The 12,274-nt window shown below is 41.2% G+C and carries 12 protein-coding genes; all 12 read right to left on the reverse strand.

Annotated elements, in window-relative coordinates:
- Positions 1 to 31 precede the first annotated feature (31 nt).
- Entirely contained in the window at positions 32 to 2,491 is a 2,460-nt protein-coding gene (locus QM738_RS08575) for a T9SS type A sorting domain-containing protein (protein WP_462276275.1), read from the reverse strand.
- Between the two features lie 109 nt (positions 2,492 to 2,600).
- Positions 2,601 to 3,302 carry a response regulator transcription factor gene (locus QM738_RS08580; RefSeq protein WP_462276276.1) on the reverse strand — a complete coding sequence of 234 codons (702 nt, stop codon included), beginning with the start codon at positions 3,300 to 3,302 and terminating at the stop codon, positions 2,601 to 2,603.
- 4 nt (positions 3,303 to 3,306) lie between these two features.
- Positions 3,307 to 4,293: a sensor histidine kinase gene (locus tag QM738_RS08585; RefSeq protein WP_462276277.1), complete on the reverse strand. Its 987-nt coding sequence runs from the start codon at positions 4,291 to 4,293 to the stop codon at positions 3,307 to 3,309.
- 44 nt (positions 4,294 to 4,337) lie between these two features.
- The gene (locus tag QM738_RS08590; RefSeq protein WP_462276278.1) at positions 4,338 to 5,216 is read right to left on the reverse strand and encodes an NAD kinase; all 879 of its coding nucleotides are present in this window, start codon (positions 5,214 to 5,216) and stop codon (positions 4,338 to 4,340) included.
- Between the two features lie 67 nt (positions 5,217 to 5,283).
- The gene (locus QM738_RS08595) at positions 5,284 to 6,702 is read right to left on the reverse strand and encodes a POTRA domain-containing protein (RefSeq protein WP_462276279.1); all 1,419 of its coding nucleotides are present in this window, start codon (positions 6,700 to 6,702) and stop codon (positions 5,284 to 5,286) included.
- A gap of 69 nt (positions 6,703 to 6,771) precedes the next feature.
- Positions 6,772 to 7,434, reverse strand: a complete 663-nt coding sequence (locus QM738_RS08600) for a CBS domain-containing protein (protein ID WP_462276280.1) — start codon at positions 7,432 to 7,434, stop codon at positions 6,772 to 6,774.
- 85 nt (positions 7,435 to 7,519) lie between these two features.
- Positions 7,520 to 8,296 carry an alpha/beta fold hydrolase gene (locus tag QM738_RS08605; protein ID WP_462276281.1) on the reverse strand — a complete coding sequence of 259 codons (777 nt, stop codon included), beginning with the start codon at positions 8,294 to 8,296 and terminating at the stop codon, positions 7,520 to 7,522.
- Positions 8,297 to 8,374: 78 nt separating this feature from the next.
- Entirely contained in the window at positions 8,375 to 8,911 is a 537-nt protein-coding gene (locus QM738_RS08610) for a CvpA family protein (protein WP_462276282.1), read from the reverse strand.
- Positions 8,912 to 9,006: 95 nt separating this feature from the next.
- A complete protein-coding gene (locus tag QM738_RS08615; RefSeq protein WP_462276283.1) occupies positions 9,007 to 9,459 on the reverse strand; it encodes a GatB/YqeY domain-containing protein in 453 nt (150 codons plus the stop codon).
- A gap of 274 nt (positions 9,460 to 9,733) precedes the next feature.
- The gene (gldC, locus tag QM738_RS08620; protein WP_462276284.1) at positions 9,734 to 10,078 is read right to left on the reverse strand and encodes a gliding motility protein GldC; all 345 of its coding nucleotides are present in this window, start codon (positions 10,076 to 10,078) and stop codon (positions 9,734 to 9,736) included.
- 131 nt (positions 10,079 to 10,209) lie between these two features.
- Positions 10,210 to 11,064, reverse strand: coding sequence for a hypothetical protein (locus tag QM738_RS08625; RefSeq protein WP_462276285.1), 855 nt, complete (start codon positions 11,062 to 11,064; stop codon positions 10,210 to 10,212).
- Between the two features lie 65 nt (positions 11,065 to 11,129).
- On the reverse strand, positions 11,130 to 12,248 hold the full coding sequence (locus QM738_RS08630; protein WP_462276286.1) for a glycosyltransferase family 4 protein: 1,119 nt from the start codon (positions 12,246 to 12,248) through the stop codon (positions 11,130 to 11,132).
- Between the last annotated feature and the right edge of the window lie 26 nt (positions 12,249 to 12,274).

The raw sequence follows: 12,274 nt of genomic DNA on the forward strand, positions 1-12,274 counted from the left end.
CTGCAGGTTTAAAGTGTTATCACTACTCTCTTTATTTAAAAACTATCTTCTGGTATGTGATCGACCTTGCCGTGGTGATCTTTAAAACATACATACCTGCCGGTACATCTGCTGTTGCCAGGTAACTCCGCTCCATTGCAGTTTGCCTGCTCCATACCAGTTTACCCGAAAGATCGGTTAAAGTTATTTCCTTTAACCCGGCCGATGCAGCAACTGTAAAATGGCCATCAGATGGATTGGGGTAAACGGTCACTATATCATCGTTGGTTTTGTTGTTGATGATCGCAATAGGAGAATAAACGAAGCGGCCATCTTTATCGATCATCTTTAAACGGTAATATAATTTTTCGGCGGTTAATGAACAGTTATCAGTTGCGGTATATTCATTCAATGCATTATTGTTCTTTGCTTTTACCGTAACAATTTTTTCAAATGAAATGCCGGTAGTGCTGTATTCTATTTCAAAATTATCGGTGTTTATTTCATTATCTGTTTTCCATTGCAGCGTTACCACGCCTGCTGTTTTGTAAGCATTAAAAGAAAGCAGGTGTAATGGCAGTACAAAAGAAGAACTGCCAAAATAGAAACTGGAGAAAGATGAAACCGTTGCTTCCAGCTGCCATCCATTAGCAAATGCAGTTCTTGATAACACAGGTACTTCGGTAAATACAGCGGATACGGTACCCTGGCAGGGATCGCTGTTTTTATATAAGTGCAGATCGTTTACAGATGTAATACCAGAGCCGGGCTGTGCGATCAAAGCATCCAGCTCGCTTTGCAGAATATACAAGCGTATGCTTACAGGAGACGTAGGTTGTGCAGCAGGAGTAATGGTAATATTCCGGTTTAAATAATAACTGCCACCGGTTGTTTGTCGTATTGCACCCGTGTTCACATACGCACTCACGTCAACATTATTAAGATTGTTGGTATGGGCATTTATTTTTGCCACCACTTCGCCCGAGCCATTGGTAAATACATTATAGCTGGAATAATTTCCGTTTGATTCATTGATACTGATCGGCGCCACGGTTTCACAACTGTTACCAATACCCGCAGATATCAATGGTGCAGTAATGGTACCACTTAATTTTACGATCCAGTAATCCAGGCCGCCATAACTGTTTTCTGTTTTATCATATTGTATACCGCCGGAAGAACCCCCGGCAATAAGAATGCCGCCATCTGTAGCTAACGTCATCTGCATACTGTAATCATCGCCTGCCGCACTGATCGTTTTGTTCCATTCAATAGTACCATCGGCATTCATCTTTATAAACCAGTAATCATTGAATTGTGAGATAACAGATTTATCTGCCCACTTAGGAGACTGCGAAAAACCACCGATCACATAACCGCCATCTGCAGTCTGTTCAACGCATCTTGGCCGATCATCCTCGTAGCTGCCGATAGTGTTCTGCCATACAATACCACCCGTGCTGTTTAATTTTAGTACCCAGTAATCAAAATTGGTACTGCCGCCAATAGCATTCTCCGTTTTATCACCGGAAATATTGGATTCGGATTCGCCCGTTACAATATAACCTCCATCTGCAGTTGGTGTAACGTTCTGCCCAATATCAGACATACTGCCTCCTAAGGTTTTATCCCATTGCACAATTCCGCCGCTGGTGATTTTTACCAACCAGAAATCATTGCCGCCTCTTGAAGCTTCTGTTTTATCATTACCAACAGCAAAACCGAAAAAACCACCGCATAAAATGCAACCACCATCGGCTGTTAACTTCATGTTGTTAAGGGTGGCTGCAGATCCTGTTGCACCACCATAATCTGCCTGCCATTGGTCATTGCCCGATGCATCTAATTTTACCACCCAGTAATCGGCGCTCCCTCCTTTTTGAAAAGATGTTTTATTACCTATACTGGTAATAATATTTGATTCTGAACCTGACCAGCAGGCTAAAATATAACCACCATCGCTGGTTTGTTTAATGCTTTTAGGTACATCACTCATACTGCCGCCATAGGTTTTTTGCCATACAATATTTCCTGTTGCATCCGTTTTAATGATCCATGCATCTGCAAATGCACCGCCGTCAAAACTCGGCGACGTTTTATCTCCCGAAACACCTGATTGTGAATAGCCTGCAATAATATAACCACCATCAGCAGTTTGTTCCATGTCTTCCAGGTAATCACCCACATCACCACCAAATGTTTTTTGCCACAGGATATTTCTTGCTGCGTCTAATTTTACGATCCAGTAATCAAAATTGCCGCGGCTGTTCTCTGTTTTTAACCCTGATATGGAGGATTGAGAGCTGCCACCTACAATATAACCACCATCAGCTGTAGGTTTAATAATGGTAGGGGGCGAATTAAAAGAAAAGGCCCCATCAGTTGAAGAACCACCAATGGTTTTTTGCCATTCAATAGCAGGGGATTGTGCATTTACGGTGCAATAAAAAGAAGCAACAATAGTAATGAAGGAAAACAATAAAATTTTCTTAGGACGTAAAGTTCTGTGCATGATTACCTGTTTAGGCAGCCAAATTGCAGCTTATTACTGAACAGGCATAGGTGCACTTATTGTATTGCGGGATTTGGTAAGCTGGCGGCGCAAAACGATGCAATACTGGTTATTCGGTGAATTTATAGCCAATGCCCCTTACCGAATGAAAGTATTTGGGGTTGCGGCTGTCGTCTTCAAAATACTTGCGGAAGTTGAGAATGAAATTATCAATGGTACGGGTGGTGGGGTAAACATTATAACCCCATACAGCCTGTAATATCTTTTCCCTGGTCACCACTTCATTCTTGTTTTCTATCAGCAGTTTCAATAACATCACTTCTTTTTTGGTCAACGTTATCTTTTGCTGGGTCTTTGAAAATCCTTCCAGTGCTTTAAAGTCGATCTTGTTTTTGCCGAACTCGTATACTTCGGGCAATGGCTCCTTGGTATTTAAACGCTCGCTTTTTTTAATGAGTTTGCTTACTCGTAATAACAGTTCTTCCAGGTTAAAAGGTTTGGTAAGATAATCATCGGCGCCTTTTTTTAAACCCAGTATCCTGTCGGCGCTGCTGTTCTTGGCGCTTAATATTAAAATGGGAATATCAGGATTTTGCAGGCGTATGGTCTCACAAACGGTGATACCATCAATTTCGGGCAGCATCACATCCAGGATGATCAGGTTAAAATATTCCTGCTGTACTATCTTCAGTGCTTCGGCGCCGTCGTACACACCGGTAACATCATATCCTTCCAGTTCAAGATTCAGTTTGAGCGCTTCCTGCAGGTTTTCCTCATCTTCCACCAACAGTATCGAAAATTTTTTATCCAATGCTTTAATTTTTTTGCGTAGCTGATTGTAATGAAACTGTAAAAATACTTCCGGATGGAACATTATCTGTCACAGAAATGTTTGCATTATGCTGTTCCAGTATCCTGCGGGTAAGATATAAGCCCAAACCCGTGCCCTTGGCGCCTTTGGTGGCCGCATTGCCCACCCGGTAAAACTTGGCAAACACTTTTTTCTTCTCTTCATCTGCAATGCCTTTTCCCTCATCTTTCACCTGTAAAATAATATGGTTTTTGTCTTCCTCCAATACTACGGTCACTGTTGCTTCTTTGGGAGAATATTTAATGGCATTATCAATAAGATTGTTGGTTGCTATCTGTAACAAAAGCCGGTCGCCATTACAAAAAATATCTTCCTGCACCTGCATCAAAATATTCCGTTGCGGAAATCTAATTTTGAAATCCTGCACACATTCGCTCACAATTTCACTGAAGTTGATCTCCTCGCTGCTCATTTTAAAGTTCACCGATTCTATCTGGGAAGACAGCAGCATATTATTGCATAAAGAATTCAAACGGTTGGCTTCCTGCAGCGTCGTTTGTATCAAACGTTGCTGCTGGGTTTCATCCAGCTTTCTTTTCTGCAAAGTCTCTAAATTCAGTTTGGCAACCGCAATAGGTGTTTTTAATTCGTGTGTAAGGGCCATCATAAAATGTTGCTGCTCCTGGCTGAATTTTAACTGCCGCCTTACTGCCCTGAAAACAAATACAGCACCGGCAGCGATCAGTAAAAAGAAAGTGGCGCCCTCACCAATATACTGCGCAGCTTTGCGGTGTTCAGCTTCCTGTATCCTGTCTACCTGTTCTATATATCCCGGCTGATCGGGTTTTAATTGTTGTAATTTAAAAATAGTGGCCTGTTCATTTTGCTGATTCAGGGCAATGAACCACCATATCAATGCGGCGATGATATAGGTTAATAAAAACCAGTAGAGAATAAAGATTGACCGGATCTTTTTTGTTTTGCTGAACATAATTTAAATGCCCCAAGCCGGGTAATATTGAATTTGCTGCCGGATCAATTCCTTACATCCAGCCCCCAGCTCAGTTTGTTCCTCAAAGTTTGTAAAAAATTATTTTCATTCAACCGGATGAGGTTGATGCCAAATGCTTCCTTGCGTACCGCCAGTTGAATTTCTTTGGTAACAATTTCCCGGCGGCTGTCGAGCGTGCATAAAAAACCATCTGTTCTTCCTTCCACTTCAAAAGAGATGATGGTATCATCCGGCACCACAATGGGACGGATGTTTAGATTATGCGGCGCTACGGGTGTGATCACAAAGCTGCCACTATCCGGGAATACTACGGGGCCATTGCAACTGAGCGAATAACCGGTAGAGCCTGTTGGTGTGGCAACGATTAAACCATCGGCCCAGTAGGTATTTAAAAATTCACCATTCAGGTAGGTGTGAATTTTTATCATCGAAGTGGAATCTTTTTTCAATAAAGAAAATTCATTCAGTGCATACGGCACTTCGCCAAACAAAGGCACATTCGCATCTAAATGGATCAGCGTTCTTTTGTCGATCACGTAAGTGCCGTTCACCAGGGCTTTCACAGCCGTCTTCAATTCATCTTTACCAATATTGGCCAAAAAGCCTAAGCGACCGTAATTTACCCCCAGTACAGGCGTGCCTTTATCTCTTACAAGTGTAACCGTATCCAGCAAAGTGCCATCACCACCCAGGCTTATCAGGCAATCAATACTTTCGTCCAGGTCGTCGGAGGAATTGAAGGTGGAGTATTTGGTTTTAAAATCAACCGCGGAATAAAACTTATTAAAAAAATCCTGGTAAAAAACAGGTTCCACTTCATTGGCCACCAGCTCCTTCAATAAAAGGTTGATTTCGCCATGCTGGTTCTCTTCTAATCCCCTGCTGTAAATTGCTATTTTCATATCCCTGGTTTTAAAGGAATTGTTGGTTTGTTTAAAGTTTAAGCTTTTGCCGGTAACACAGAACGATTTAAAATCCGCCCTGCGTATGTAAAAATAACCCCTTTTGGTTTAATTGGTTAAAACTGTATTCAAACCGGATATTTACATCGTAAAAGGTAAGCACATCTATGCCAAACCCGCCGGTATACAACAGGGTATTATTGAGGTTGGTGGAAAATTCTTTTGTATTATACACATAGCCCAGGTCAGCATAGGTTTTTGCAAAAATGGTGAAGGGGATATGCGTCAGCGATTTTATTTTAAAAGGTACCGGCAGTTTAAATTCCACCACTTTCTTTTTAAGGGTAGAACGTACGAGGGCAGACGCTGTACCATCAATAACGAGGTACTCCATACCCCGCAGGTAACTTTCGCCATAACCCAGGCCACGCTGGTTGATGTAGGCCTGCCGCAGGGGCAATGTTACCTTGCCATTTAATTGTATGCTGCTGTACCATTTGCTGCCGAGATCGTAGTATTTATTCAAACCTGCTTCTACTGTTAACGCATTGATGCCGCCGGTAAAGCCCAGGCCTCTTTTTAATACCGATATAAAAGAAGTGCGCCCTTTAGTGGCATACAGCACATTGTTTACATTGGCATGTTGATAGGTGTAAGTAAGGTCCAGCACATTGGCTACAGATCTTACGTTGTTGAAATAGTATGGATTGTATTTGGGCAATAAGATGCTGTCGCTGATTGTAAGCCGGTAATAACCCACATTAAAAATATGCTTGTTAAAAAAACCTTTGCGCATAGCATAGCCGGCCGTTACATAAAAAGTGCTGCCCACAAATTTGCTCCGCAGCGAATCGGAAGTATAAAATAAAAGGCTGTCGGTATAAGTGGTTTTATAAGGCACTTCTTTTTTTTGCGAATAACCTGCACTCACTACAAAACCTTCTGTCAATTTGGAATTGCTGTAAGGAGCATTATAACTGAAAGAAAAATCCCTGCTGAAACCCGTGAGTAAATAAAGCCTTAACTGGTCTCTCCGGCCGCTTAAATTATAGTGCACGAACTTTAATCCGTAATTGGCTCTTTTTAAACTGGCATTATAAGTTTTGATCCATTCATTAAAATTCCTGTCCACCAGTTTAAACTGCGGCACGGGAAAGATATACCAACGTTCCTTTACATCTACCGTTACAATAATGTCAAAGGCATTCAACACTGTCATGCCTACATTTATTTCGCTGAACAAAGTGGTGTTGTATATCTGGTGTTTAGCCTGCTCCAGTTCCTTGGTTGCATTGGCAATGATGATAGAATCGCCTTTTTTGAACTGCATCTCCCGCAGTATGATATACTCCTTGGTTTTATGATTGCCTGTGATAATGATCTCCTTTATATTGAACTTTGCAGCAGAGTCGATAACAGGAGTGGGGATGATAGTTTGATCCTGGGCTTTAACGGATACAACAGCAAGCAGCAGCAAAACGCCCATACATATTTTTGGGTAGCTCAGCATTGCTTCGTTAGTGCATAAAGATGTTGTAAGTAAAGAATGAACGCCTTAAATATCCAGGTAGTTCATCAAATGGCGATAATTGGTGTGTATCTCGTTCTCAAAATTCTCGTTGCCAAAATAATAGATCACATCATAATCATATCTTTCAAAAGTGGCTACAATGGCCGCGATCTCTTTTTTATTGATATGCAGTGTTACAGTGAGCATGCCGGTTTCGGGATGTACTGTAGTATTAAGATGCAGTACAGTGGCATCATTGCTTTCCACAATACGGCTGATCTCGGAAATGGCAAACTGGCTGCGTTCCATTTCCAGTACAATGATGCCGCCAATTTCGTTGGTGCCTGCAAAATTGCCCAGCGCTTTTAAAAGATCGGTGGTGGTGATAACGCCTGCCAGTTCATTTTCTTCGTTCACAACAGGCACTACCGAAGTATCAAATTGATTGCTGCAGTTCACTGCATTCAAAAAATGTTCATTGTCTTTTACCGCGGCGTAAATAAAATTTTCCTGTATCAGCTGTATCGGCATTTTCTCTTCTTCTGCATCCAGCAGGTCTTCTTCACTTATCAGTCCCAGGAATTTATCATCGGCAACTACGGGAAGGTGCGTAACGCGGAAATCGTTCACCAGTTGCAGCGCTTTACCTACACTGTCCTGCAGCTTTAAACGGGGTATATTATTATTGATGAGCTCTACGGTTAACATTGCTGTATTTGTGGTTTATTAACGTGTCCTCCTCTTAGATGTAACGAACACCGGTAAGTTAATAGTATACAGACACAAAATTTAGTTAAACTGTTGCAGCAGATGCCGGTAATTTATTCAGAAAGGTATCCAGGATCCTGTTGAACTCTTCCGGAACTTCCATCATAGGGGCATGGCCGCATTTGTCTACAAAATGCAATTCGCTGTTGGGAATTAAGCGGTTGAACTCTTTACCTACAAATGGGGGTGTGATGGTATCATTATTTCCCCAGATAAGGCAGGTAGGTTGTTTTATCTGGCTTAGCTCTTCGCCCAGGTTATTACGTATGGCGCTTTTTGCCAATGCAATGATCTTGATCACTTTCAGGCGGTTATTGGTGATCTCAAAAACTTCGTTCACCAGTTCTTCCGTAGCCAGTGCCGGGTCGTAAAAAGTCAGTTGTGTTTTTTTTCGAATATATTCTTTATCACCACGTTTAGGATAGCTATCGCCCATGCCGTTTTCAAAAAGGCCGGAGCTACCGGTAAGTATGAGTGATTTGATCCTTTCGGGGTGTTTTAAAATGTATACCAGCCCTACATGCCCGCCCAGCGAATTTCCCAGCAGGTGAATATTGCTGTAATTGCGGTGCTCAATAAAACGCTGTACAAATTTTTGTAAACCGCCAACCGATGTATGTAAAAGATCCAGCTCCAGCAGGGGCAGTAAGGGTACCACCACCTTATGTGTTTTACTGAAATGCTGAATAAGATCATTAAAGTTACTCAGTGCCCCAAATAAGCCGTGCAGCAATACCAGTGGTTCTCCTGTGCCCTCTTCAATAAATTTAAACTTACCGTCCTGCTTTATTTCGTAACTCATTGGTTAGTTAAATGGTTTTCTGATTGTTATGTTTTAATCAGGAACTGCAAAATACGTTAAATAAAATAAGCTTTAAAATTAATGCTGCATTTTGTTACCTGCGGCATCAAAAAAACTTTCCAGCTGGGTGAACATATCTTTAAAAATGGGGATTATTTTTCCAAAGCCATCTATTACAACCGGCCCCCAGGGCTGTACAAAAGCATAGGTTTTTGACGATTGAATTGTTTCGGGTTTTAGCAGGTGCACTTTTTCTGCATAGAACAAAAACACACTGTATATCAGGATATAAATGGCCAGGTAAAATATGATACCACCCAACCGGTTCACCCATCCCAGCAATGCCATCTGGAAAGTTTTTTCGATCAGTTTTGCCCCGAAATGCACCAGCACCACCACCGCAAAGAACACAATGGCAAAAGATAAAAAAGGCAGCCATTTTGCCGAAACATTGGTACTGTTACTGAGCCAGCCCGCCACCACCGACGACAGTTTTAACGCTGCCGCCAACCCGATGATATAAGCAATGATGGAAAATACAGCAATGATCAACCCCCGTTGAAAACCCTTGATGCAGGCGATGATGACCAATATAGCAAAAACAATATCAAGCATATTTTAGATTTTAGATTGCAGATTTTAGATTTATGAGCGATCTATTCAGCAATGTATTTATCAATCTGCAATCGCCAATCTAAAATCTACAATCCCTACTTAGCTAATAATTCCTTTACAATAGCGCTGATGGTTTTTCCATCGGCCTGGCCGGCCAGTTGTTTGCTGGCAACGCCCATTACCTTACCCATATCGGCAGCAGAACTGGCGCCGGTTTCGGCAATGATCTTTTCAACCGCCGCTTTTATTTCGGCTTCGCCTAACTGCTTGGGCAGAAATTTTTCTATCACCGCCATTTCTTCTTTTTCCTTCGCAGCAAGATCGGCACGGCCCTGCTTTTCAAAAATATCCAGCGAATCCCTGCGCTGCTTCATCATTTTCTGTAAGAACTTTTGTTCGGTGGCTTCATCAATTTCGCCATTTGCACCAGGCTCTGTTTTTGCTTTGATGATCTCGGCTTTAATTGCCCGCAATCCACGCAAAGTGGCTTCATCCTTTGCTTTCATGGCGTCTTTCATTTCGGCCATTATTTGTTGTTCAAGTGCCATATATGTATCAGTTTAAATTTTTAAAATGCAAGCGAGGGGAAGCTGCAAGCTACAAGTTGCAAGGGATAAGCATGCTGTATCAAATCTCTTTGCTTCTCCCTTGAAGCTATTCCCCTTGCCACTCTTCCCTTAAGGCTTTTACTTGTTTTCTAATTTTTAAAATGCAAGCGAGGGGAAGCTGCAAGCTACAAGTTGCAAGGGATAAGCATGCTGTATCAAATCTCTTTGCTTCTCCCTTGAAGCTATTCCCCTTGCCACTCATCCCTTGAGGCTGTTATTTGTTTTCCTTGATCTGTGTTGCCCTGAATTTTTCAAAAAACAGTTTGGCAAATTTTTTCATGTCGTCGCTCATTTCCTGCTGCTGCGTGGCTCTTTTAAAAGTATCGGCCATGCTCATCAGCATCTGGTAATAAAAGTCGGCCATTTCATCCACCATCATATCTTTTGTCCAAAGGTCGATACGCAGGGCGGTCTTATCCACGCTATCCCAAAAAGCAATGCACATGGCTTTTGCTTTTTGCGCCATATCAGCAGAGCTGTCGCTGGCCGTCCAGCTTATCTGCTCCGGTACTTTATTAGGATCCAGCAATACATCAATTTTTATACTTGATTGATTCATAATTAAAATAAAGAATTTAAGATATTAAAAACCAGTGCGAAGTTAGCGGGTTTATTAAAATGGATAGCATAAATAAAAAAATGGCGGATCCGATCAGATCCGCCATTTTTCAAATGGGAAGTTGCCCGGGTTTAATCTTTTTTGCCCTGGAAAGTCCTCGATATCACCTTATCGATCAATGAATTTGAACCGGCAACAAATTTGTAATAAGAATACCTGATATAAATGGAGTCTTTATTCCTGTTCAGGTAGGCTAATGTATAAGGGTTGGAATAATAGATGCCATTTACATTTATTTTTTGTCTTTCGTACCCAGTAACAAATGTTGTAAAACCATTTGTTTTGGGTTCGCCGATATACATGATATACGGGTAACCTTTCCATAGATTTTTGATACCCAATACATGGATAGGGTTGATGGAGTATTCAAAAGAAGAATCTATAAAATTACCGATCGCAATACTGTACCTGTCAGCCGGTGTTTCTTTGTCCGATCCTGTAAAAGAGCCAAATAATTTATTTACTGTACTTACCTCAAATACCCTGGAAATAGTATCTGTATAAAAAGTTAACTGGTTTGGATAATGCCATTTTAGTACCAGGGTAGCCGTAAGCGTATTGGTTGGGTGATAGAAATCAAGATGAAATTGAGTCCCTGTTCTCCTGGTGGTATCATTGCCTATCTTCCACGATAATTCACCTAATTGCGATGCCGGAAGATTGATCTTAAATTGGAGTGTAACAGGAATATAATTATTATTCGCTGGTTGCTGGTATATAACAAAGCTGTTATCCTCGATAGTTGTATCAATACCTCTTTCGGTATTGGAAACAGTATCTAAAAAAGAACCTTCAATGTTTTCGGTAATAATGATCCGGGGTTTTGTAGAATCTGATACAGGATGTGGAGCAACTATTGCATCTTTTGTTTTATTACATGCGTATAAACAAAGGCCGGTAAGGAAAATAAGTAAACACTGTTTCATAAAGGGGATCTCCTAAAAATGAAATTAGCGTAAATAAAACTTCGGCAAAAGGGCAGGCTATTAAATTATTGTAAAATAAACGTGATCTCTTTCCATACTTTACCTGCAACGGCATCCCAATAAAGCAACTCTTTTTGCTGGCCTTTAATGATCAGGCTGTTGCGTTCATCCTCATCCTTGAACAACCACATCATTTTGGTGGCGATATCATTAAAATCGGAGGGATTGATACCTGCTGCTGCTTCGCCGCAAATTTCCCTAAGCGCAGCGCTGTTACCCGCAATTACCGGCACGGCTGCCTGCATGGCCTGTGTTACAGATGTGGCAAACAGTGCATGCTGCGAAGGATATACCAACGCATAAGCGCCTGCTGTGAGCGCTACCAGTTCATCAACAGGTATATTTTCAAAAACTTTTACCTCATCGCGGTATTTAAAAGAATCAAGGCTTTTAATAAAACCGCTATCAGTTGTTGCCGTAGAAGATGCGATCACTAACTGCATATTACTTTTCTGCCGCTTTTTAAAAAAGGAGAAAGCCTTTAAAAAATTAGTGAGCTCCTGTGCGGGATGAATGAGGCCTGCGTATAAAAAGTATTCTTTTCCGCCGGCATATTTTTCTTTGATGGATTCTTTTAGTTCCCATCCTGCAGCAACAAATCTTTCATCAATACCGGCAGGGATAACCTTGATTTTTTCTGCCGCTGTTTTATAATGCGTCATTAACTGCTGCTGTAAAAACAAAGATGTAGTGATAACAGCCGCTGCTTTATCTACATATTTTGCAGTGTTGTTTTTATAAAACCTTGCCCAGCCTGCAGTTAAATAAGAAGATCGTTGTAAAAAAGACAGGTCGTTTATAATAATGCATTGAGGTATTTTAGTGCGCAGGCTGCATATCATTTCGCTTATAAAAATGTCAGCTTTGTGCTTACGCAGTAAAGCAGGTATTTTATACTGCAGGCGGTATTGCAATGCCAGTGTGCTTTTAACGGGCGGACCTGCTACAACAACGGTTATGTTTTGAGACTGGATATTCTTTTCATCAAAACCTTTATCAACAATATAAATGAATGAATGCTTTGGATGTTGTTTTGCCAGTTGATTGAAACAGGCTGTAATAAAACTGTTATCACTGTTTAAAATAGAACCCTGTACAACCTGGAGATTAACTGCAATGACCATTTAAAATAAATAAGAAGTAGTGAGCT

Source organism: Ferruginibacter sp., from assembly GCF_049840995.1.
Classification (GTDB): Bacteria; Bacteroidota; Bacteroidia; order Chitinophagales; family Chitinophagaceae; genus Ferruginibacter.

Bases quoted from the DNA above. Each gene is read 5' to 3' on its own strand.
- QM738_RS08615 (WP_462276283.1), bottom strand. From the start codon at position 9,459: ATGGCACTTGAACAACAAATAATGGCCGAAATGAAAGACGCCATGAAA.
- QM738_RS08595 (WP_462276279.1), bottom strand. From the start codon at position 6,702: ATGGGCGTTTTGCTGCTGCTTGCTGTTGTATCCGTTAAAGCCCAGGAT.
- QM738_RS08575 (WP_462276275.1), bottom strand. From the start codon at position 2,491: ATGCACAGAACTTTACGTCCTAAGAAAATTTTATTGTTTTCCTTCATT.
- QM738_RS08625 (WP_462276285.1), bottom strand. From the start codon at position 11,064: ATGAAACAGTGTTTACTTATTTTCCTTACCGGCCTTTGTTTATACGCA.
- QM738_RS08600 (WP_462276280.1), bottom strand. From the start codon at position 7,434: ATGTTAACCGTAGAGCTCATCAATAATAATATACCCCGTTTAAAGCTG.
- gldC (WP_462276284.1), bottom strand. From the start codon at position 10,078: ATGAATCAATCAAGTATAAAAATTGATGTATTGCTGGATCCTAATAAA.
- QM738_RS08610 (WP_462276282.1), bottom strand. From the start codon at position 8,911: ATGCTTGATATTGTTTTTGCTATATTGGTCATCATCGCCTGCATCAAG.
- QM738_RS08590 (WP_462276278.1), bottom strand. From the start codon at position 5,216: ATGAAAATAGCAATTTACAGCAGGGGATTAGAAGAGAACCAGCATGGC.
- QM738_RS08605 (WP_462276281.1), bottom strand. From the start codon at position 8,296: ATGAGTTACGAAATAAAGCAGGACGGTAAGTTTAAATTTATTGAAGAG.
- QM738_RS08585 (WP_462276277.1), bottom strand. From the start codon at position 4,293: ATGTTCAGCAAAACAAAAAAGATCCGGTCAATCTTTATTCTCTACTGG.
- QM738_RS08630 (WP_462276286.1), bottom strand. From the start codon at position 12,248: ATGGTCATTGCAGTTAATCTCCAGGTTGTACAGGGTTCTATTTTAAAC.